The organism is Billgrantia gudaonensis, from assembly GCF_900100195.1.
In the GTDB taxonomy this organism is placed as follows: Bacteria; Pseudomonadota; Gammaproteobacteria; order Pseudomonadales; family Halomonadaceae; genus Halomonas; species Halomonas gudaonensis.
The window spans coordinates 37842-57084 of the sequence record NZ_FNES01000017.1 but is presented as its reverse complement, the minus strand read 5'-3'; the positions used below and the strand labels follow the sequence as shown (position 1 = coordinate 57084).

Here is a 19243-nt window from a genome sequence, read left to right as displayed (position 1 = left end):
CGCGAGTCGGGTAGCAAAATGGCGAACTTGAAAGAACGTTATCAGAACGAGGTGGTGGCTCAGCTCAAAGAGCAGTTCAGCTACGCCAACGTGATGCAGGTGCCGCGGGTCTCCAAGGTGACCTTGAACATGGGCATCGGCGACGCGACCAGTGACAAGAAGCTGATCGAGAATGCCATCGCCGACCTGGAGAAACTCTCCGGTCAGAAGCCGGTGGTGACCAAGGCGCGCAAGTCCATCGCGGGCTTCAAGGTGCGCGAAGGTTGGCCGATCGGCATCAAGGTGACCCTGCGCCGCGAGCGCATGTGGGAATTCCTCGATCGTCTGGTCAACATCGCGATCCCCCGCGTACGTGACTTCCGTGGTCTCAACCCGAAGTCCTTCGACGGTCGTGGCAACTACTCCATGGGGGTGCGTGAGCAGATCATCTTCCCGGAGATCGAATATGATAAGATCGACCGGATTCGTGGTCTGGATGTCACCATCACCACCACCGCCAACACCGATGAGGAAGGGCGTGCTCTGCTCAGCGCGCTGAACTTCCCGTTCAAGAGATAAGGGTGGGATCATGGCAAAGAAAAGCATGGTAGAGCGTGAGCTCAAGCGCGCCAAGCTGGTCGAGAAGTACGCGGCCAAGCGCGCCCAGCTCAAGGCGATCATCCAGGACGTGAACGCTTCCGACGAAGAGCGCTTCGACGCAACGCTGAAACTGCAGCAGTTGCCGCGCGATTCCAGCCCGGTGCGCCAGCGCAATCGCTGCCGCGTCACCGGTCGTCCGCACGGCTACTACAACAAGTTCGGCCTTGGCCGCAACAAGCTGCGTGAAGCCGCCATGCGTGGCGAGGTCCCGGGACTCAAGAAGTCCAGCTGGTAAGACCGCCACGTGGAAACATCAGGAGCGCAACGTACATGAGCATGCAAGACACTCTGGCGGATATGTTCACCCGTATCCGCAATGCGCAGCAGGCCACCAAGGAGACGGTCACCATGCCGTCCTCGAAGCTCAAGGTCGAGGTGGCCCGCGTGCTGAAGGAAGAGGGCTACATCGCCGACTTCGCGGTGGCCGAGGGCGCCAAGCCCGAGCTGAGCGTGACCCTCAAGTATTTCGAGGGCAAGCCGGTCATCGAGCACCTGCAGCGGGCTTCCAAGCCGTCCCTGCGCCAGTACCGCGGCAAGGACTCCCTGCCCAAGGTGGCAGACGGCCTGGGCGTGGCGATCGTCACGACCTCGCAGGGCGTGATGACCGACCGTGCCGCCCGTCAGGCCGGCGTCGGTGGCGAAGTCATCTGCACCGTATTCTAGGAGTTTGGAATGTCACGCGTAGCCAAATATCCGGTTAAAGTGCCTGCCGGCGTCGACGTCAAGCTCGACGGCGATCAGCTGACCGTCAAGGGCAGCCAGGGCACGCTTTCCATGTCCGTCCACCCCGACGTGGTCATCGGCCAGGAGGAGGGTCAACTGACCTTCACTCCCAGCGAGACGGCCAAGTCCTGGGCGATGGCCGGCACCACGCGCGCTCTGGTCCAGAACCTGGTCACCGGCACCTCCGAGGGTTTCACCAAGACCCTCGAGATCAACGGCGTCGGCTATCGTGCCCAGGCCAAGGGCCAGACGCTCAATCTGACACTGGGCTTCTCGCACCCGGTCGACTACACGCTGCCCGAGGGTGTCACGGCGGAAACGCCCAAGAACACCGTCATCGTGCTGAAGAGCGCGGACAAGCAGAAGCTCGGCCAGGTCGCTGCGGAAATTCGCGCCTTCCGGCCGCCCGAGCCCTACAAGGGCAAGGGTGTTCGTTACGCCGACGAGCAGGTGCGTCGCAAAGAAGCCAAGAAGAAGTAAGGCAGGGTTATGAACGCGAAGAAAGAATCTCGTCTCCGTCGTGCCCGCCGCGCTCGCGCCAAGATCCGCGAGCTGGGCGTGCATCGCCTGTGCGTCAACCGTACCCCGCGTCACATCTACGCGCAGATCATCTCGCCGGATGGAGCCAAGGTCCTGGCCAGCGCTTCCACGCTGGACAAGGCACTGCGCGAAGGTGCGACCGGCAACGCCGATGCCGCTGCCAAGGTGGGCGCATTGATTGCCGAACGCGCCAAGCAGGCTGGCATCTCCCAGGTGGCTTTCGACCGTGCCGGGTTCAAGTACCACGGCCGTGTCAAGGCCCTGGCCGACGCCGCACGTGAAGGCGGCCTGGAATTCTAAAGGGTTTTACGATGGCGAAGAACGAACAGAACACCGGCGATCTGCAAGAGAAGCTCGTGCAGGTCAATCGCGTCGCCAAGGTGGTCAAGGGTGGCCGAATCTTCGGTTTCACCGCCCTGACCGTCGTCGGCGACGGGAACGGTCGTGTGGGCTTCGGTCGCGGCAAGGCGCGTGAAGTGCCGGTCGCGATCCAGAAGGCCATGGATCAGGCGCGTCGCAACATGGTCAAGGTGAGCCTCAAGGGCCATACCCTGCAGTACCCGGTCAAGGCGCGTCACGGTGCCTCCAAGGTGTACATGCAGCCGGCCTCCGAGGGTACCGGGATCATCGCTGGCGGCGCCATGCGCTCCGTGCTCGAGCTGGCCGGCGTCCACGACGTCCTGGCCAAGTGCTACGGATCCACCAATCCGGTGAACGTGGTGCGGGCGACCGTCAACGGTCTCGCCTCCATGCAATCGCCGGACGACATCGCCGCCAAGCGCGGCCTGAGCGTCGAAGCGATCACGGGGTGAATACCATGGCAGCAACGATCAAGGTTACCCAGACCCGCAGCACCATCGGTACGCTGCCCAAGCATAAGGCCACCATGAAGGGCCTTGGGCTGCGCCGTATCGGTCACACGGTCGAACTGGAAGACACCCCTGCCGTGCGCGGCATGATCCACAAGGTCAACTACCTTGTGCGGGTAGAGGGAGAGTAATCCATGAAACTCAACACGCTGAGCCCGGCACCGGGCTCCAAGCACGCCGAGAAGCGCGTCGGACGCGGTATCGGTTCCGGTCTCGGCAAGACCGGTGGCCGCGGCCACAAGGGTCTCAAGTCGCGCAGTGGCGGTACGGTGAAGCCCGGTTTCGAGGGCGGCCAGATGCCGCTGCAGCGTCGCCTGCCCAAGTTCGGCTTCACTTCCGCGAAATCGCTGGTTTCCGAGGAAGTGCGCCTGGCCGAGCTGGCCAAGGTGGCGGGTGACGAGGTCACCCTGGAGACGCTGAAGCAGGCCAACGTGCTGAAGGACGCCACGCAGCATGCGAAGGTCATTCTTTCCGGCGAACTGAACAAGGCGGTCAACGTGCGCGGTCTCAAGGTCACCAAGGGTGCCCGTGCCGCGATCGAAGCCGCCGGCGGCAAGGTAGAGGACTAAATGGCCAAGTCAGGAAACATGCCGGCGATGGGCAGCGGTTTGAGTGAACTATGGGCGCGCCTGCGCTTCGTGCTCCTCGCCATCGTGGTGTACCGCATCGGTGCCCACATTCCCGTGCCCGGTATCAATCCTGACCAGCTTGCTGCCTTGTTCAGGGAGCAGCAGGGCACCATCCTGGGCATGTTCAACATGTTCTCGGGTGGCGCCCTGGAGCGCATGAGCATCATGGCGCTGGGCATCATGCCCTACATCTCGGCGTCGATCATCATGCAGCTGCTGACCGCCGTCTCGCCGCAGCTCGAGCAGCTCAAGAAGGAAGGCGAGGCCGGCCGCCGCAAGATCAGCCAGTACACCCGCTACGGGACCGTGTTACTGGCGCTGATCCAGGCCACGGGCATGTCGGTGGGACTGGCCAGTCAGGGCATCGCCTACACGGCCGACTTCAGTTTCTATTTCACTGCCATCGTGAGCTTCGTCACGGGTGCGGTGTTCCTGATGTGGCTGGGTGAGCAGATCACCGAGAAGGGCATCGGCAACGGCATTTCGCTGCTGATCTTCGCGGGGATCGTTGCCGGTCTGCCGGGTGCCGTGGGTCAGGCCTTCGAGCTGGCGCGCAACGAGGGTGCGTGGAACGTGCTGCCGCTGTTGGCGCTGTCTGCACTGGGTATCGCCACCGTCGCTCTGGTGGTGTTCATCGAGCGTGGACAGCGTCGGATCACGGTCAACTATCCGCGGCGCCAGGTGGGCAACAAGATGTATGCCGGGCAGAGCAGCTATCTGCCGCTCAAGGTGAACATGGCGGGTGTCATTCCGGCGATCTTCGCCTCCAGCATCCTGCTGTTTCCCGCTTCGCTGGGGCAGTGGGTTGGCGCCGGTGATGGGCTCGAGTGGCTGCAGCGTGCGTCCCAGGCCCTTGGGCCGGGTCAGCCGTTGTACATCTTGCTTTTCGCGGTGGCGGTGGTATTCTTCTGCTTCTTTTACACAGCGCTGGTCTTCAATCCCAAGGACGTCGCCGACAACCTCAAGAAGTCGGGGGCCTTCCTGCCGGGAATTCGCCCCGGCGAGCAGACCGCTCGCTACGTCGACAAGGTCATGACGCGTCTCACCTTGTTCGGTGCCCTGTACATCACTGGCGTTTCCTTGATGCCGCAGTTCCTGATCGTGGCCTGGAACGTGCCGTTCTTCTTTGGCGGTACGTCGCTGCTGATCGTGGTGGTGGTGATCATGGATTTCATGGCCCAGGTACAGTCGCATCTCATGTCGCATCAGTACGACTCGGTGATGAAGAAGTCCAACCTGAAAGGCTACGGTAGCGGCGGCATCATGCGCTGAGGCGTGCCGCACGCGATTTGGAGAGAACGATGAAAGTTCGAGCTTCCGTCAAGAAGATGTGCCGTAACTGCAAGATCATCCGTCGCAATGGCGCCGTGCGCGTCATCTGTACGGAGCCGCGGCACAAGCAGCGCCAGGGTTGATTTCTGGCGTTCATTGAAAGCGGTGCCGGCATGCCCCTTGTCCCTGTCCGGATAAAGGGGTATGCTGTTGCGCCTTTTGTAGTGACCCAACGAGCAAGCCGCTCAAATTTCGGAGTAAGCTGATGGCCCGTATAGCAGGCGTCAATATCCCGGACAACAAGCATGCGGCGATCTCGCTGACCTATATCTTCGGGATTGGCCGTACGCGCGCACGTGACATTTGTGCCGCCGCCGGCATCGCGCCGACCACCAAGATTCAGGAGCTGTCCTCTGAGGAAGTGGATACCCTGCGTAGTGAAGTCGGCAAGTACACCGTGGAAGGTGACCTTCGTCGTGATGTGACGCTCAACATCAAGCGTCTCATGGACCTGGGTTGCTATCGTGGTCTGCGTCATCGTCGCGGTCTTCCGCTGCGTGGTCAGCGTACCAAGACCAATGCGCGTACCCGCAAGGGCCCGCGTAAGCCGATTCGCAAGTAACACGCACGTTCTGGCGTAACGACAGGAAACGACATCAACATGGCTAACCCGCGTAGCAACCGCAAGAAGGTTAAAAAGCAGGTAGTGGATGCCGTCGCGCATATCCACGCCTCTTTTAACAACACGATCGTGACGATCACAGACCGCCAGGGCAACGCGCTCTCCTGGGCGACTGCCGGTGGTTCGGGTTTTCGTGGTTCTCGCAAGAGCACCCCGTTCGCTGCTCAAGTGGCAAGCGAACGTGCAGCGACCGCTGCAGCCGAGTATGGTGTGAAAAACGTCGACGTGCTGGTCAAAGGCCCCGGTCCGGGTCGTGAATCCGCCGTGCGCGCGCTGAGCGCCGCCGGCTTCCGCGTGCAGAGCATCACCGACGCGACGCCCATTCCCCACAATGGCTGCCGTCCGCCGAAGAAACGCCGCGTTTAAGGAGACAGATTCATGGCTCGTTATATTGGACCGAAGTGCAAACTGTCTCGTCGTGAAGGCACCGACCTCTTTCTCAAGAGCGGTGTCACTCCCTTCGAGAAGAAGTGCAAATCCGAGCAGATCCCGGGTGTGCACGGCCAGCGCCGTCAGCGTCTTTCCGACTACGGCTTGCAGCTTCGCGAGAAGCAGAAGGTGCGCCGCATGTACGGCGTACTCGAAAAGCAGTTCCGCAGCTACTACAAGGAAGCGGCACGCCGCTCCGGCGCCACTGGCGAAGTTCTGCTGCAACTGCTCGAAACCCGACTGGACAACGTCGTCTACCGCATGGGTTTCGGTGCCACGCGCGCCGAAGCACGTCAGCTGGTGAGCCACAAGGCGATCGCCGTCAATGGCCGGGCCGTCAACGTGGCCTCCTACCAGGTCAAGCCCGGTGACGTGGTGTCCATTCGCGAGAAAGCGAAGAATCAGGCGCGCATCCAGAATGCGCTCGGCATCGCTGCGAACCGCGGTGATGTGGCCTGGATCGAGGTGGACGCGAAGAAGATGGAAGGCACCTTCAAGGCTATCCCGGAACGCGGCGACCTGTCTGCCGACATCAACGAAAACCTGATCGTCGAGCTGTACTCGAAGTAAACGTCGCTGTTCGCGTCGTGCCGGCCCCTGGCGGGGCCGGTGCCGAGTACCGAGTAACCGTTTGGCAGCCTTATAGGTGTAGTTATGCAGCGTTCAGTGACAGAGTTTCTCCGTCCGCGCGATATCAAGGTCGAAGAGATCAGCGCTCACCACGCGAAGATCGTGCTCGAGCCGTTCGAGCGCGGTTTCGGCCACACCCTGGGGAATGCGCTGCGTCGTATCCTGCTCTCGTCCATGCCCGGCTGTGCCGTGGTGGAGGCCGAGATCGCCGGTGTCGAGCATGAGTACAGCGCCATCGAAGGGGTTCAGGAAGACGTCATCGAGATTCTGCTGAATCTCAAAGACGTGGCCATCCGCATGCACAGTCGCGACGAGGCGATGCTCTCGCTGAACAAGCAGGGCCCGGCCGTGGTGACCGCGGGTGATATCGTGCTCGACCACGACGTCGAAATCGTCAATCCTGACCACATCATCGCCCACGTCAATGAAGGTGCCGAGCTCAAGATGCAGCTCAAGGTCGCGCGGGGTCGCGGCTATGAGCCGGCCGATGTTCGCGTGGACGCCGACGACGAGTCCCGCGCCATCGGTCGCCTGCAGTTGGATGCCACCTTCAGTCCGGTGCGCCGCGTCTCCTATGCCGTGGATGCGGCACGCGTGGAGCAGCGTACCGATCTCGACAAGCTGATCATCGACCTGGAGACCGACGGTACCCTGGATCCCGAAGAGGCCATCCGTCGCAGTGCCACCATCCTTCAGGAACAGTTGGCGGCGTTCGTCGATCTGGAAGCCGACAAGGAACAGGAGATCGAAGAGGAAGAGGATCACATCGATCCCATCCTGCTGCGCCCCGTCGACGATCTCGAGTTGACCGTACGCAGTGCCAACTGCCTGAAGGCCGAGAACATCTACTACATCGGCGATCTCATCCAGCGCACCGAGGTGGAGTTGCTCAAGACGCCCAATCTCGGCAAGAAGTCCCTGAACGAGATCAAGGACGTATTGGCGGCCCGCGGTCTGTCCCTGGGCATGCGGCTGGAAAACTGGCCCCCGGCAAGCCTGAAGGACGACAAGACCTCTGCCTGAGCGTCGACTCGAGTCCCAGTTTGGTAAGGAATCACAACCATGCGTCATCGTAAGAGTGGTCGTCACCTGAATCGTACCAGCTCGCATCGCCAGGCCATGTTCAAGAACATGAGCGTGTCGCTGATCGAGCACGAAGTGATCAAGACAACCCTGCCCAAGGCCAAGGAGCTGCGTCGCGTCATCGAGCCGCTGATCACCCTGGCCAAGCAGGACAGCGTCGCCAACCGACGCCTGGCCTTCAGCCGCACCCGCTCCAAGGAAGCGGTGGGCAAGCTCTTCAATGAGCTCGGCCCGCGTTACGTCGAGCGGCCCGGCGGCTATGTGCGCATCCTCAAGTGCGGCTACCGCACCGGCGACAATGCGCCCATGGCCTATGTCGAACTCGTCGACCGTCCGGTCGTCGAGGAGGCCGAGGAAGCCGTCGAGGAGTGATCCTCGCCGGTCTCCGGCTTCGGCAAGCGCTGACAAAAACCGGCTCCCTCAGGGAGCCGGTTTTTTTGTGCCCGGCTCCACCGGGAGCTGTAAGAACGCCTGCTCCGTAGGCTTGAGCTTGAAGCTGGAAGAAAAATCTTGAGCCCCGAGTGAACGGGCTCATGCTGCCTTCGAGCTTCGAGCTTCGAGCTTCGAGCTTCGAGCTTCGAGCTTCGAGCTTCGAGCTTCGAGCTTCGAGCTTGATCAGCTCTCTGCGCGGCTCGCGGCTCGCGGCTCGTGGCTCGTTGCCCGCTTCGCCAGCAGCGGCTTGAGAAAGCGTCCGGTGTGCGAGACGTCCATGGCGGCGACCTGTTCGGGCGTGCCCTCGGCGATGATCCGTCCACCGCCGGCGCCGCCCTCGGGGCCCAGGTCGATGAGCCAGTCGGCGGTCTTGATGACATCGAGGTTGTGCTCGATCACCACGATGGTGTTGCCATGGTCGCGCAGGCGGTGCAGCACGGTGAGCAGCTGGCGGATGTCCTCGAAATGCAGTCCGGTGGTGGGTTCGTCGAGAATGTACAGCGTCTGGCCGGTATCGCGCTTGGCCAGCTCCCTGGCCAGCTTGATGCGCTGGGCCTCGCCACCGGAGAGCGTGGTCGCGCTCTGGCCCAGGCGGATGTAGGAGAGGCCCACGTCCATCAGGGTCTGCAGACGCCGGGCAATGGCCGGCACGGGACTGAAGAAGGCCAGGGCCTCCTCCACGGTCATTTCCAGCACTTCGTGAATGCTCTTGCCCTTGTATTGCACTTCGAGCGTCTCGCGGTTGTAGCGCTTGCCCTTGCACACGTCGCAGGGAACGTAGATGTCGGGAAGGAAGTGCATCTCCACTTTGATCATTCCTTCGCCCTGGCACGCCTCGCAGCGCCCGCCCTTGACGTTGAACGAGAAGCGCCCGGGCTTGTAGCCGCGTGAACGCGCCTCCTGAGTGCCGGCGAACAGCTCGCGGATGGGGGTGAAGATACCGGTGTAGGTGGCCGGGTTGGAGCGTGGCGTGCGACCGATGGGGCTCTGATCGATGTCGATGACCTTGTCGAGCTGCTCGAGGCCCTCGATGCGCTCGTACGGGGCCGGGCTGAGCGTGGTTGCACGGTTGAGCTCGCGGGCAGCGATGGGCATCAGCGTCGAGTTGATCAGCGTCGACTTGCCCGAGCCGGAAACGCCGGTCACGCAGACGAACAGGCCGAGCGGCAGTTCGAGGGTGACGTCATGGAGATTGTTGCCGCTGGCGCCGGTGAGGCGCAGCATCTTTTGCGGGTTGCCGGGAATGCGCCACGGCGGCACCTCGATCCGGCGCTTGCCGGCGAGGTACTGGCCGGTCAGGGAGTCGTGGCTGGCCATGATCGCCTGGGGCGTACCCTGGGCCACGATGCGACCGCCATGCACGCCGGCGCCGGGACCGATGTCGAGGACGTGGTCGGCGGCGCGAATGGCTTCCTCGTCGTGTTCCACCACGATGACGGTGTTACCGAGGTCGCGAAGATGGGTCAGGGTGCGCAACAGGCGATCGTTGTCGCGCTGGTGCAACCCGATGGAAGGTTCGTCGAGGATGTACATCACGCCCACCAGGCCGGCGCCGATCTGGCTGGCCAGGCGAATGCGTTGCGCCTCGCCGCCCGACAGCGTGTCGGCACTGCGCTCCAGGTTCAGGTAGTCCAGGCCGACGTTGACCAGAAACTCCAGGCGCGCCTGGATCTCGTTGACGATCTTGACGGCGATCTCTCCCTTGCGCCCGGGCAGGGTGAGACGGCTGAAGTATTCCCAGGCCTCGCCGATGGGCAGGGCAACGAGATCGGGGAGACTGTGACCGTCGACGAAGACGTGGCGGGCCTCCTTGCGCAGCCGCGACCCCGAGCAGGTAGGACAGGGGCGCTCGGCGATGTAGCGTGCCAGCTCCTCGCGCACCATGCTCGATTCGGTTTCGCGATAGCGGCGCTGCATGTTGGGGAGCACCCCTTCGAAGGGGTGCTCGCGGGTTACCTTGCGGCCGCGGTCGTTGACGTAGTGAAAGGCGATGTCGTCATGGCCGCTGCCGTGGAGGATGACGTCGCGCTCATGGCGAGCCAGCTCCTGCCAAGGCGTCTCCAGCGTGAAACGATAATGCTCGGCGACGGCCTGCAGCTGGCTGAAATAATAGACGCTGCGTCGGTCCCAGCCCTTGATCACCCCTTCGGCGAGCGATAGCTCGGGATGGCTGATCAGCTTGTCGGGGTCGAATATCTGTTGTACGCCGAGGCCATCGCAGGAGGGGCAGGCGCCGGCCGGGTTGTTGAACGAGAACATGCGCGGTTCGAGTTCGGCGATGGCGTAGCCGCACACCGGACAGGCGAAGCGCGACGAGAAGGGCATGTCCTCTGCTTCGCCGTCCATGAAGTGGATCACGGCCGTGCCATCCGCCAGGTTCAGGGCGGTCTCGAAAGACTCCGCCAGGCGCTGGTGCAGGCCGTCGCGCACCTTGATGCGGTCCACCACCACGCTGATGTCGTGCTTCTTGTTCTTGTCCAGCGGGGCGATGTCGTCGAGTTCGAGCACTTGGCCGTCGATCATCGCCCGCACGAAGCCCTGGGCGCGCAGCTCGGCGAGCAGCTGCAGGTGTTCGCCCTTGCGGCCCGACACGACGGGAGCCAGCAGCATCAGCTTGCTGCCCTCGGGCAGTGCCAAGACCTGATCGACCATCTGCGAGACCGTGCTCGCCTCCAGGTCCTCACCGTGCTCGGGGCAGCGTGGCGTGCCGGCGCGGGCGAACAGCAGACGCAGGTAGTCGTAGATCTCGGTGATGGTACCCACGGTGGAGCGGGGGTTGTGGGAGGTGGATTTCTGCTCGATCGAGATGGCCGGAGACAGCCCTTCGATATGGTCGATGTCGGGTTTTTCCATCATCGACAGGAACTGGCGCGCATAGGTGGAAAGCGACTCGACGTAGCGACGTTGCCCCTCGGCATACAGGGTGTCGAAGGCCAGCGATGACTTGCCGGAGCCGGATAGCCCGGTGACTACGATCAGCTTGTCGCGGGGCAGGTCGACGTCGATCTGCTTGAGATTGTGAGTGCGGGCACCCCTGACCAGAATCCTGTCCATTCCCACCTCGTGTCGCACGGCAAAACGTCCATTATACGGGCGCTCGGCGGTAAGCGGCAAAGCGCCTGTCGAGTGGCGTTTCCCGCACCGTCCAGAGACGCTAGAATAGTCGTTTCGACCATGGGGCTGCGGCCCTCCCATCGAGAGGACGCGCGACTGCCTATGCGCAAGGTCTCAGGACTGCTGCTCGCCGCCGAACGGCGCGCCATCACCGGCCTGGCCGGGCTCTACGCCACGCGCATGCTGGGGCTGTTCATGGTGCTGCCGGTGCTGGCGCTGCATGCCGACGACCTGGCTGGTGCCACGCCGCTGCTGGTGGGCCTGGCTCTGGGTATCTATGGCCTGACCCAGGCGATCCTGCAGATTCCCTTCGGCGTGCTCTCCGATCGCCTCGGGCGCAAGCCGGTGATCGCCGTCGGGCTGTTGCTCTTCCTGCTGGGTAGCGTGGTAGCGGCGAATGCCGAAACCATCGCCGCGGTGATCGTCGGACGCTGTCTGCAGGGCAGCGGCGCCGTGGCAGCGGCGATCATGGCGCTGCTCGCCGACCAGACCCGCGAGCAGGTGCGCACCGCCGCCATGGCCACCATCGGCCTCTCCATCGGTGTCGCCTTCGCCGTGGCCATGGTGCTCGGGCCCTGGCTGGCGGCGAGCTTCGGCCTGGCGACGGTGTTCTGGTTCACCGCCGGCCTGGCCGTCCTGGGCCTGGCAGTGCTGTGGAAGCTGGTACCTCCTGCGCCACGTCGGCTGCGCCACCGCGACGTGGGCATGGATCGCAGGCAACTGGCCGATATCGTCACGCGTGCCGACCTGTGGCGGCTAGACATGTCGATCTTCGCGCTGCATCTGGTGTTGATGGCGATCTTCGTCGCGGTGCCGTTTCGGCTGGTGGAAGCGGGCATCCCTGCCGACCGGCATGGGCTGACCTATCTCGGGGTCATGGCCCTGGCCTTCATCGGCATGGTGCCGTTGGTGATCGTTGCCGAGAAGCGCCAGCGCATGAAGGGCATGTGCTTGCTTGCCATCGCAGCGATCGCCGTCAGCTTGTTCGGCCTGGCTGGCCTGGCCGGTAGCGGCATGGCGCTGTTCGCCTGGTTGCTGGTGTTCTTCATCGGCTTCAACCTGCTCGAGGCGACCCTTCCGTCGATGATCAGCAAGCTGGCGCCGGCGGGTGCCAAGGGCACGGCCATGGGCATCTACTCCACCAGCCAGTTTCTGGGGGCCTTCCTGGGCGGCGTGATGGGTGGGTTTCTGGCCCAGCAATGGGGTCTGGCCGCCGTGTTCCTTGGGGCTGGAGCGCTGACCCTGGTCTGGGGGGCGTTGATGCTCGGCATGCCGACACCGCCCCACCTTGCCAGCGAAGTGGTGGCGCTGGACGCCGATCAACCCGAAGATGCCCTGGAGACGCTGATGACCCGCTTTGCCGAGGTGGCCGGCGTCGAGGACGTTCTGGTCGTCCCCGAAGAACGGCTGGCTTATCTCAAGGTGGATCGCCAGCGTCTCGACGAGCAGGCGCTGGCGCGCCTGACCTGCAGCCCCCAGCATGCCGACGAAGAGTCAGGTACGCTGAGACAGCAACCGCGCTCGTGATGACGAGCCGACTGCGCGCACTGCGCGCTTCATGACCGACAACAGGGAGTTCAGCATGGCCCGCGGCGTCAACAAAGTCATTCTCATCGGTAACCTGGGGCAGGATCCGGAAGTCCGCTTCATGCCTTCCGGCAATCCCGTCGCCAACCTGCGTCTGGCCACCACCGATACCTGGATGGACCGCCAGAGCGGCCAGCGCCAGGAACGTACCGAGTGGCACAACGTGGTGATGTTCAACAAGCTGGCGGAGATCGCCCAGCAATACCTCAAAAAGGGCTCGCGCATCTATGTCGAAGGGCGCCTGCAGACCCGCAAGTGGCAGGGCCAGGACGGCCAGGATCGCTTTACCACCGAGATCGTCGTCAACGACATGCAGATGCTCGACTCGCGCAGCGGAGGCGACTTCCAGGGTAGCGGTCCGGGGCAGCAGCCTCAGGGTGGCTATGGCAATGCGCCCCAGCAGCAGGGCGGCCAAGCGCAGCCGCGTCCGGCGGCCCAGCCCAATCGGCAGCCGGCCAACAATCCGCCCCAGCAGCAAGGCAACTATGGTGCCCCCGATCCAGGCAGCTTCGACGACTTCGATGACGAAATCCCGTTCTGATCGTCGGGACGTCGAGGGGGAAGCGTGAAGCTGCTGATACTGGATGCCGGTCATTGCCTGAACCTGGCGTTGGCGCGAGTCGCTCATCAGCGCAGCGATACCGAGCTGATCATCGAGCCGGGGCTGTCGGTGTCGGCGGAGAAGCTGCGTGAGCTGGCACCGGATGCAGTGATCATACCGCCTCTCTCCGGCCCCATGGATATCGAGCCGGCCGCGGTGATCGCCCATGGCGAAGGAGTGGACGATTGCCTGGCTGCCTGCCAGGAAACTGCGACGCCCCTGGTGTGGTGCGTTTCCGATCAGCTCTATCAGGATGGCTTCGATGCCCCCATCGACGAACACGTCATCCCGGCACCGCGCGACGAGAGCTTGCGGCGGCTGATCGCTATCGGCGATCGCATTCGCAGCGGCCATCCGCATCATCTGATCGTGCGCCTCGGTCCGCTGTTTGCCCTGGAGGGCAGTCATGCCTGGCTGGGTGGACTCATCGACAGCCTGATGGCCGGCGATCCCGTGCGCGCTGCCCAGGACGTGATCTTCTGCCCCACCTCGGCGGACGCCGTGGCCATGGCGCTGGTCGGCATGCTCCATCAGCTGGCTTGTGGCTCCCAGGCCTGGGGAGCTTACCACCTGGCGGGTACCGAGCCAGTGAGCGCTTACACTTTCGCGTCCATGGTGCGTACCCAACTGGCGACTCGCCTGGAAGGGCTCGGTGAGAGGCCCTCTCTGGGAGAGGTCAAACCCCTCAAACACCATCATGACCAGCCGTTGCGCCGCGTGCTCAACTGTCGTCGCGTGCTCGAAGCGTTCGGCGTGCACCAGCGCCCCTGGCGGCTGGAAGTGGGGCGCATGCTGGACGAGTGGGTGCAGGCACGTGGACCGGTGCCAGACGAAGGTAATGCCCAGTCATGAACGTCATCCGCAGCGTGGTCTTCTACATTGGCTATTTCGTCGCCATGCTGGTCTGCGGCCTGTTGTTCCTGCCGCCCTCCCCGTTCTTGCCGCTCAAGTCGCGCTACCGTCTGCTCAACCTATACAACCACTTCATCATCGCCTGGTTTCGCCTGGTGTGCGGCGTACGCTACGAGTTCCACGGCCGCGAGCGGCTGCCGGACGGTCCCTGCGTGATACTCGCCAACCACCAGTGCGAGTGGGAAACCGTCTATCTGCAGCTTCTCAAGCCGCCGGTGTGCACGGTGCTCAAGAAGGAACTGCTCAACATCCCGATCTTCGGCTGGGGACTGCGCCTGCTGCACCCCATCGCGCTGGACCGCTCCCGGCCGTCGCGGGCCATGAAGCAGGTACTGATCCAGGGCAAACAGCGGCTGGAAGAGGGGTTGTCGGTGCTGATCTTTCCGGAGGGAACGCGGGTCGCGCCGGGCAGCCGCAAGCGCTACAACAAGAGCGGTGCGGTGATCGCCTGCCGTGCCGGGGTGCCGGTGGTGCCGGTGGCCCACAATGCCGGCGAGCGCTGGCCGGGACGGCACTGGGTGAAGAATCCCGGCACGCTGCGCCTGGTCGTGGGCGAACCGATTTCCACCGACTCTCGGACGCCCGAGTCGGTACTCGAGGACGTGGAGGCCTGGATCGAGGCTCAGCTTGGCGATATCTCCGAGGTGCCGCGGCCGGTCAGGGCCGATATCGCCGCCAGTGAGAAGCCCGTGGTCTGAGTCCGCGGATCCGGCGGCCCGGTCGAACATGGAAAAGGCGCCCCGCGGGGCGCCTTTTCCGTCATCCGCGATCAGCCGGCGGCTCAGTCGCGGTACTTCTGCAGCACCAGGCAGGCGTTGGTGCCGCCGAAACCGAAGCTGTTGGAGAGAATGCGCTCCACGGCCACGCCGTCGCGGCAGCGATCGACGATGTCGAAGCCCTCGGCCTGTTCATCGAGGTTCTCGATGTTGGCCGAGGCGGCCAGGAAACCCTGCTCCATCATCAGCAGGGAGTAGATCGTCTCCTGCACGCCGGTGGCACCCAGGGAGTGGCCGGTCAGCGATTTGGTGGAGCTCATCGCCGGTGTGGAGTCGCCGAACACCTCGCGGATCGCCTTGAGCTCGGCGACGTCGCCCACCGGGGTCGAGGTTCCGTGGGTGTTGATGTAGTCGATTTCGCCGTCCACGGTGGCCAGCGCCTGACGCATGCAGCGCACTGCTCCCTCGCCGGAGGGAGCGACCATGTCGTGGCCGTCGGAGGTGGCGCCATAGCCGACCAGCTCGGCGTAGATCGTCGCCCCGCGCGCCTTGGCGTGCTCCAGTTCCTCGAGGACCAGCATGCCGCCGCCGCCGGCGATGACGAAACCGTCTCGGGCCTGGTCGTAAGGGCGTGAGGCCTTGTCGGGCGCATCGTTGTAGTGGGTCGACAGCGCTCCCATGGCATCGAACAGGCAGGAGAGCGTCCAGTGTTCTTCCTCGCCGCCGCCAGCGAAGACCACATCCTGCTTGCCCATCTGGATCTGCTCCATGGCGTTGCCGATGCAGTGTGCCGAGGTGGCGCAGGCCGAGGAGATCGAGTAGTTGACGCCCTTGATGGCGAACGGCGTGGCGAGGCAGGCGGAAACGGTGCTGCCCATGGTGCGGGTGACCCGGTAGGGTCCCACGCGGCGCAGGCCCTTCTCGCGCATCACGTCGGCAGCCTCTACCTGGTTGGCGCTGGAGGCGCCGCCAGAGCCGGCGATCAGTCCGGTGCGCTCGCTGGACACCTGCTCGGGCGTGAGGCCCGAATCCTCGATGGCCTGGGCCATGGAAACATAGGCGTAAGCCGCAGCATCGCCCATGAAGCGGCGCAACTTGCGGTCGATCAGGGCGTCGAGGTCGATGTCGACGACACCGGCGACCTGGCTGCGGAAGCCTCGTTCGGCGTACTCCTCCTTGAAGCGAATGCCGGAGCGCCCGTTCCTGAGCGCTTCGACGACGGTTTCCCGGTCGTTGCCCAGGCAGGATACGATGCCCAGGCCAGTGACTACCACTCGTCTCATGGAAGCCTCCTGATCAGAAATTCGCAGTGGAGGTGAACAGGCCGACACGCAGGTCCTGGGCCTGGTAGATCTCGCGGCCATCCACCGACACCATGCCGTCGGCAATGCCGAGGATCAGGCGCCGCGTGATGATGCGCTTGATATGGATATGATATTTGACCTTGTCGGCCTCGGGGAGGATCTGGCCGGTGAACTTGACCTCGCCACAGCCCAGAGCGCGACCGCGCCCGGGGTGGCCGAGCCAGCCGAGATAGAAACCGACCAGCTGCCACATGGCATCCAGCCCCAGGCAGCCGGGCATCACCGGGTCGCCGGGAAAGTGGCACGCGAAGAACCACAGATCGGGATGGATATCCAGTTCGGCGATCAACTCGCCCTTGTCGAACTGGCCGCCCTGCTCATGGATGTGCGTGATGCGATCGAGCATCAGCATGTTGGGGGCCGGCAGCTGGGCATTGCCGGGACCGAACAGCTCGCCGCGCGAGCATGCCAGCAGTTCTTCGCGTTCGAAAGAGTGTTGCTTGGTCACTGAGTCGTTCCGAGTCGCAGTTGTCGTGGGCCTGCCGCGGGCATCGGGTGCGGCATGGCGCAGGCGGCTGCCCCGCCCGGACAGCCCCGCCTAGTCTACTGGCGGTGACGGGCGAATGCACGCCAGCATGACGTCACTCGGCCCAGAGGGTAAAGTATTGGCGCAAGATGACGATACCGTTCTCTACTCACGACGTCTTGCCGTGACGCGTTATCCTGCGCTCATCGCCGCCTACCGGGAACCTACATGGCGCCTTCGCTGACCCTCAATCGCCCCCTTTTCTGGCTCGCCCTGGCAGCCTTGCCGGCCTGCGTCTGGTTGCCGTCGCCTGGCCTGCGGCTGGTGGCGGTGGGCGTGGTGGTGCTGGGTCTGGTAGACACCTGGCGGCAACTGAGACGCGATCGACAGAATGCCGAACTGATGCAGCAGGCATTGATGCTCTCCGAGGAGGGGGTGCAGATTACCGATGCCGACAACCGCATCCTGGCCGTCAATCCAGCCTTCACTCGCATCACCGGCTTCAGCGAAGACGAAGTGCGTGGGCTCAATGCCGCCAACCTGGCGGCGGCGCGGCACGACAGCGCATTCTTCCAGAGGCTGTGGCAGACCCTCGCAACCAAGGGGCGCTGGGAGGGCGAGATATGGAATCGTCGCAAGCAGGGCGACGAATATCCCGAGTGGCTGCGCCTCAAGGCCATCGTCGATCGCCAAGGGCGGATCACTCACTACGTCGGCACGTTCAGCGACATATCGGTGCACAAGGCGCGCGAACAGGACTTGCGTCGCATCGGTTTCGAAGATCCACTCACCGGCCTGCCCAACCGTCGCCGCCTGCACGACCTGATGACCTCGCGGCTGCGCCACCTGCGCGCCGGCGAAAGTCTCGACATGGCCATCGTCGACATCGACGGTTTCAAGTCGGTCAACGACAGCCTGGGTGTCGAGCAGGGCGACCGACTGCTGGCCCGTTTCGGTCAGCGACTGGCGCGTCACGTGGCCGGCGGCGTGGTGGGGCGACTGGGCGGTGACGAGTTCCTGGTCATCCGCACGACCACCTTCGACGACCATGACAAATGGGTGTCCGGGCTGCGTCAGTACCTGAGCGAGCCCTTCGAGGTGGCCAGCCGCACGCTGCGCCTGGGGCTCTCCATCGGTAGCTGCCGTGCTCCGGAGGACGGTCGCGATTCCGGCGTGCTCTTCCAGCGCCTAGAGTCGGCGCTGTATGCCGCCAAGCGCCATGGCCGTAATCTCAGTCAGCGCTTTCGTCCGGCCCTCGACGTCCAGGACAGCCCCCACATGGCGCTGGTCTATGCGTTGCGTGACGCCCTGGCTACCGGCGATCAGCTGGAACTGCACTACCAGACCCAGCATCGCACTCATGACGGTGGCGTGGTGGGCATGGAGGCGCTGCTGCGCTGGCGCCATCCCGAGCACGGCATGGTGTCGCCGGGGGAGTTCATCCCACTGGCCGAACGCCATGGCCTGATGGGCCCGCTGGGCAACTGGGTGATCGACGAGGCGCTGGCGCAGATGGCGCGCTGGCGGGAGCTGGGTTTGCCGGCGCTGCCGGTATGGATCAACATCTCGGCGATCCAGATGTTCCAGGGCGAGCTCGAATCGGCGCTCTCTTCGGGGCTGGCTCGCCACGGCATTCCGGCGTCCCAACTCGGGCTCGAGATCACCGAGTCGGTGCTGCTCGACGAGCGTGCGGGGGATATCGTGCCGCGACTCAAGGCGCTGCGTGCCCGCGGGCATCGTATCGCCATCGACGACTTCGGCACCGGCTACTCCTCGCTCTCCTATCTCAAGCACCTGCCCCTGGACAAGATCAAGCTCGACCGTGCCTTCATCCGCTCGCTCCCCGATGACGCCGCCGATGCCTCCATCGTGAGTGCCGTCCTGGCCATGGCGCGCGGCCTCGAGCTGGACGTCATCGCCGAAGGGGTCGAGACCCAGGAGCAGCTCGACTTCCTGAACGCGGCCGGTTGCAGCCTGGTTCAAGGCTTCCTCTTCGCCCGTCCGGCACCGGCCCAGGCGCTGATCGATCAATGGCAGCAGGCCTCCGATGCCCAACGCGCCGATGTCTCAGCGCTGGGTTCCCAGCCGTCGACATAGCCATCCACAGAGGGCGCCCCACAGCACAGCTTGCACGGGTAGCATCCAGACGGCCAGCTCCACATCGGCCAGCCGTGCCCCCACGGCATAGGAGGTCGTGCCGCCCAGCGCACCGCCCCCGATGGCCAACCAGGGACGGTGCCATAGCCAGGCCAGGCCGTGGTGGAGCAGTGTGGCGAACAGCGGCCATAGCAGCCACAGCCAGGCCGGTGGCAGTACGCGCGGGGGCGTGCCGAAGTCATAGCCGCCGCCGAGCGTCAGAGCCGTCTCCACCGCGAATCCCAAGCCGGCAAAGCCGACCAGCCAACGCCACTCTCCCGGGCGCGCCAGCCAGCGCCAATGCCCTGCCAGGATGAGGGCGACCACGATCCCCCCTGCTCTCGAACCGCCTAGCACGCAGGTGAACCATCCGACCTGAAAAGCCATCAGGTTGACGATCACGGGCATTGCCATCGCGC

The 19243-nt window shown here is 64.1% G+C and carries 24 protein-coding genes; 20 read left to right on the top strand and 4 right to left on the bottom strand.

What is annotated here, in order from left to right; genetic code table 11:
- Nucleotides 1–18: 18 nt before the first annotated feature.
- From rplE to rplQ, 15 genes are all read left to right on the top strand, one after another.
- Entirely contained in the window at nucleotides 19–558 is a 540-nt protein-coding gene (rplE, locus tag BLP96_RS16910) for a 50S ribosomal protein L5 (RefSeq protein WP_089688526.1), read from the top strand.
- A 10-nt stretch (nucleotides 559–568) separates the two neighbouring features.
- On the top strand, nucleotides 569–874 hold the full coding sequence (gene rpsN, locus BLP96_RS16905) for a 30S ribosomal protein S14 (RefSeq protein ID WP_089688524.1): 306 nt from the start codon (nucleotides 569–571) through the stop codon (nucleotides 872–874).
- A gap of 35 nt (nucleotides 875–909) precedes the next feature.
- The gene (gene rpsH / locus BLP96_RS16900) at nucleotides 910–1302 is read left to right on the top strand and encodes a 30S ribosomal protein S8 (RefSeq protein WP_089688522.1); all 393 of its coding nucleotides are present in this window, start codon (nucleotides 910–912) and stop codon (nucleotides 1300–1302) included.
- A gap of 9 nt (nucleotides 1303–1311) precedes the next feature.
- Nucleotides 1312–1842 (top strand): 50S ribosomal protein L6, encoded by a 531-nt coding sequence (gene rplF / locus BLP96_RS16895; RefSeq protein WP_089688520.1) that lies wholly within the window; start codon nucleotides 1312–1314, stop codon nucleotides 1840–1842.
- Between the two features lie 9 nt (nucleotides 1843–1851).
- Nucleotides 1852–2202, top strand: a complete 351-nt coding sequence (rplR, locus tag BLP96_RS16890; protein ID WP_089688518.1) for a 50S ribosomal protein L18 — start codon at nucleotides 1852–1854, stop codon at nucleotides 2200–2202.
- Between the two features lie 11 nt (nucleotides 2203–2213).
- On the top strand, nucleotides 2214–2714 hold the full coding sequence (rpsE, locus tag BLP96_RS16885) for a 30S ribosomal protein S5 (RefSeq protein WP_089688515.1): 501 nt from the start codon (nucleotides 2214–2216) through the stop codon (nucleotides 2712–2714).
- A gap of 5 nt (nucleotides 2715–2719) precedes the next feature.
- A complete protein-coding gene (gene rpmD, locus BLP96_RS16880; protein ID WP_089688582.1) occupies nucleotides 2720–2902 on the top strand; it encodes a 50S ribosomal protein L30 in 183 nt (60 codons plus the stop codon).
- A gap of 3 nt (nucleotides 2903–2905) precedes the next feature.
- Nucleotides 2906–3340, top strand: coding sequence for a 50S ribosomal protein L15 (gene rplO / locus BLP96_RS16875; RefSeq protein ID WP_089688513.1), 435 nt, complete (start codon nucleotides 2906–2908; stop codon nucleotides 3338–3340).
- Nucleotides 3341–4672, top strand: coding sequence for a preprotein translocase subunit SecY (secY, locus tag BLP96_RS16870; protein ID WP_089688511.1), 1332 nt, complete (start codon nucleotides 3341–3343; stop codon nucleotides 4670–4672).
- A gap of 29 nt (nucleotides 4673–4701) precedes the next feature.
- The gene (rpmJ, locus tag BLP96_RS16865; RefSeq protein WP_031384759.1) at nucleotides 4702–4815 is read left to right on the top strand and encodes a 50S ribosomal protein L36; all 114 of its coding nucleotides are present in this window, start codon (nucleotides 4702–4704) and stop codon (nucleotides 4813–4815) included.
- Between the two features lie 122 nt (nucleotides 4816–4937).
- Nucleotides 4938–5294 carry a 30S ribosomal protein S13 gene (rpsM, locus tag BLP96_RS16860; protein ID WP_089688508.1) on the top strand — a complete coding sequence of 119 codons (357 nt, stop codon included), beginning with the start codon at nucleotides 4938–4940 and terminating at the stop codon, nucleotides 5292–5294.
- A 39-nt stretch (nucleotides 5295–5333) separates the two neighbouring features.
- Nucleotides 5334–5720: a 30S ribosomal protein S11 gene (rpsK, locus tag BLP96_RS16855; protein WP_010626488.1), complete on the top strand. Its 387-nt coding sequence runs from the start codon at nucleotides 5334–5336 to the stop codon at nucleotides 5718–5720.
- Nucleotides 5721–5732: 12 nt separating this feature from the next.
- Nucleotides 5733–6353 (top strand): 30S ribosomal protein S4, encoded by a 621-nt coding sequence (gene rpsD, locus BLP96_RS16850; RefSeq protein ID WP_089688507.1) that lies wholly within the window; start codon nucleotides 5733–5735, stop codon nucleotides 6351–6353.
- 84 nt (nucleotides 6354–6437) lie between these two features.
- Nucleotides 6438–7436 (top strand): DNA-directed RNA polymerase subunit alpha, encoded by a 999-nt coding sequence (locus BLP96_RS16845; protein WP_089688505.1) that lies wholly within the window; start codon nucleotides 6438–6440, stop codon nucleotides 7434–7436.
- 39 nt (nucleotides 7437–7475) lie between these two features.
- Nucleotides 7476–7868, top strand: a complete 393-nt coding sequence (gene rplQ, locus BLP96_RS16840) for a 50S ribosomal protein L17 (protein ID WP_089688503.1) — start codon at nucleotides 7476–7478, stop codon at nucleotides 7866–7868.
- Nucleotides 7869–8111: 243 nt separating this feature from the next.
- Here rplQ and uvrA read toward each other — a convergent pair whose 3' ends face one another.
- Complete coding sequence (uvrA, locus tag BLP96_RS16835; protein WP_089688500.1) at nucleotides 8112–10982, bottom strand: excinuclease ABC subunit UvrA; 2871 nt, start codon at nucleotides 10980–10982, stop codon at nucleotides 8112–8114.
- A gap of 162 nt (nucleotides 10983–11144) precedes the next feature.
- On the opposite strand from uvrA, the gene BLP96_RS16830 reads away from it, so the two are divergent.
- From BLP96_RS16830 to BLP96_RS16815, 4 genes are read left to right on the top strand one after another with little or no spacing between them, the layout of a single operon-like run.
- Nucleotides 11145–12569 carry an MFS transporter gene (locus BLP96_RS16830; protein ID WP_089688499.1) on the top strand — a complete coding sequence of 475 codons (1425 nt, stop codon included), beginning with the start codon at nucleotides 11145–11147 and terminating at the stop codon, nucleotides 12567–12569.
- Between the two features lie 55 nt (nucleotides 12570–12624).
- Entirely contained in the window at nucleotides 12625–13170 is a 546-nt protein-coding gene (ssb, locus tag BLP96_RS16825) for a single-stranded DNA-binding protein (RefSeq protein WP_089688580.1), read from the top strand.
- Nucleotides 13171–13194: 24 nt separating this feature from the next.
- Nucleotides 13195–14082 (top strand): sugar nucleotide-binding protein, encoded by an 888-nt coding sequence (locus BLP96_RS16820; RefSeq protein ID WP_089688497.1) that lies wholly within the window; start codon nucleotides 13195–13197, stop codon nucleotides 14080–14082.
- Nucleotides 14079–14840: a lysophospholipid acyltransferase family protein gene (locus BLP96_RS16815; RefSeq protein ID WP_089688495.1), complete on the top strand. Its 762-nt coding sequence runs from the start codon at nucleotides 14079–14081 to the stop codon at nucleotides 14838–14840. The genes BLP96_RS16820 and BLP96_RS16815 overlap by 4 nt, the downstream gene beginning before the upstream one ends.
- Before the next feature lie 83 nt (nucleotides 14841–14923).
- On the opposite strand, the gene fabB is transcribed toward BLP96_RS16815, so the two are convergent.
- Together fabB and fabA are read right to left on the bottom strand one after the other, a co-directional pair.
- A complete protein-coding gene (fabB, locus tag BLP96_RS16810; protein WP_089688493.1) occupies nucleotides 14924–16141 on the bottom strand; it encodes a beta-ketoacyl-ACP synthase I in 1218 nt (405 codons plus the stop codon).
- A 13-nt stretch (nucleotides 16142–16154) separates the two neighbouring features.
- Nucleotides 16155–16670 carry a 3-hydroxyacyl-[acyl-carrier-protein] dehydratase FabA gene (fabA, locus tag BLP96_RS16805; RefSeq protein ID WP_089688491.1) on the bottom strand — a complete coding sequence of 172 codons (516 nt, stop codon included), beginning with the start codon at nucleotides 16668–16670 and terminating at the stop codon, nucleotides 16155–16157.
- Between the two features lie 246 nt (nucleotides 16671–16916).
- On the opposite strand from fabA, the gene BLP96_RS16800 reads away from it, so the two are divergent.
- Nucleotides 16917–18785, top strand: coding sequence for a putative bifunctional diguanylate cyclase/phosphodiesterase (locus tag BLP96_RS16800; RefSeq protein WP_089688490.1), 1869 nt, complete (start codon nucleotides 16917–16919; stop codon nucleotides 18783–18785).
- Here the strand turns inward: BLP96_RS16800 and BLP96_RS16795 are convergent.
- Nucleotides 18756–19238 carry a DUF2878 domain-containing protein gene (locus BLP96_RS16795; protein WP_089688487.1) on the bottom strand — a complete coding sequence of 161 codons (483 nt, stop codon included), beginning with the start codon at nucleotides 19236–19238 and terminating at the stop codon, nucleotides 18756–18758. The two genes, BLP96_RS16800 and BLP96_RS16795, sit on opposite strands and share 30 nt — an antisense overlap.
- Between the last annotated feature and the right edge of the window lie 5 nt (nucleotides 19239–19243).

Bases quoted from the DNA above. Each gene is read 5' to 3' on its own strand.
- rpsK (WP_010626488.1), top strand. From the start codon at position 5,334: ATGGCTAACCCGCGTAGCAACCGCAAGAAGGTTAAAAAGCAGGTAGTG.
- BLP96_RS16845 (WP_089688505.1), top strand. From the start codon at position 6,438: ATGCAGCGTTCAGTGACAGAGTTTCTCCGTCCGCGCGATATCAAGGTC.
- rpsM (WP_089688508.1), top strand. From the start codon at position 4,938: ATGGCCCGTATAGCAGGCGTCAATATCCCGGACAACAAGCATGCGGCG.
- rpsD (WP_089688507.1), top strand. From the start codon at position 5,733: ATGGCTCGTTATATTGGACCGAAGTGCAAACTGTCTCGTCGTGAAGGC.
- rplR (WP_089688518.1), top strand. From the start codon at position 1,852: ATGAACGCGAAGAAAGAATCTCGTCTCCGTCGTGCCCGCCGCGCTCGC.
- rplQ (WP_089688503.1), top strand. From the start codon at position 7,476: ATGCGTCATCGTAAGAGTGGTCGTCACCTGAATCGTACCAGCTCGCAT.
- BLP96_RS16795 (WP_089688487.1), bottom strand. From the start codon at position 19,238: ATGGCAATGCCCGTGATCGTCAACCTGATGGCTTTTCAGGTCGGATGG.
- fabB (WP_089688493.1), bottom strand. From the start codon at position 16,141: ATGAGACGAGTGGTAGTCACTGGCCTGGGCATCGTATCCTGCCTGGGC.
- rpmJ (WP_031384759.1), top strand. From the start codon at position 4,702: ATGAAAGTTCGAGCTTCCGTCAAGAAGATGTGCCGTAACTGCAAGATC.
- rplE (WP_089688526.1), top strand. From the start codon at position 19: ATGGCGAACTTGAAAGAACGTTATCAGAACGAGGTGGTGGCTCAGCTC.
- BLP96_RS16815 (WP_089688495.1), top strand. From the start codon at position 14,079: ATGAACGTCATCCGCAGCGTGGTCTTCTACATTGGCTATTTCGTCGCC.
- BLP96_RS16830 (WP_089688499.1), top strand. From the start codon at position 11,145: ATGCGCAAGGTCTCAGGACTGCTGCTCGCCGCCGAACGGCGCGCCATC.
- uvrA (WP_089688500.1), bottom strand. From the start codon at position 10,982: ATGGACAGGATTCTGGTCAGGGGTGCCCGCACTCACAATCTCAAGCAG.
- rpsH (WP_089688522.1), top strand. From the start codon at position 910: ATGAGCATGCAAGACACTCTGGCGGATATGTTCACCCGTATCCGCAAT.
- BLP96_RS16800 (WP_089688490.1), top strand. From the start codon at position 16,917: ATGGCGCCTTCGCTGACCCTCAATCGCCCCCTTTTCTGGCTCGCCCTG.
- ssb (WP_089688580.1), top strand. From the start codon at position 12,625: ATGGCCCGCGGCGTCAACAAAGTCATTCTCATCGGTAACCTGGGGCAG.
- secY (WP_089688511.1), top strand. From the start codon at position 3,341: ATGGCCAAGTCAGGAAACATGCCGGCGATGGGCAGCGGTTTGAGTGAA.
- rplO (WP_089688513.1), top strand. From the start codon at position 2,906: ATGAAACTCAACACGCTGAGCCCGGCACCGGGCTCCAAGCACGCCGAG.
- rpmD (WP_089688582.1), top strand. From the start codon at position 2,720: ATGGCAGCAACGATCAAGGTTACCCAGACCCGCAGCACCATCGGTACG.
- rpsE (WP_089688515.1), top strand. From the start codon at position 2,214: ATGGCGAAGAACGAACAGAACACCGGCGATCTGCAAGAGAAGCTCGTG.
- rplF (WP_089688520.1), top strand. From the start codon at position 1,312: ATGTCACGCGTAGCCAAATATCCGGTTAAAGTGCCTGCCGGCGTCGAC.
- rpsN (WP_089688524.1), top strand. From the start codon at position 569: ATGGCAAAGAAAAGCATGGTAGAGCGTGAGCTCAAGCGCGCCAAGCTG.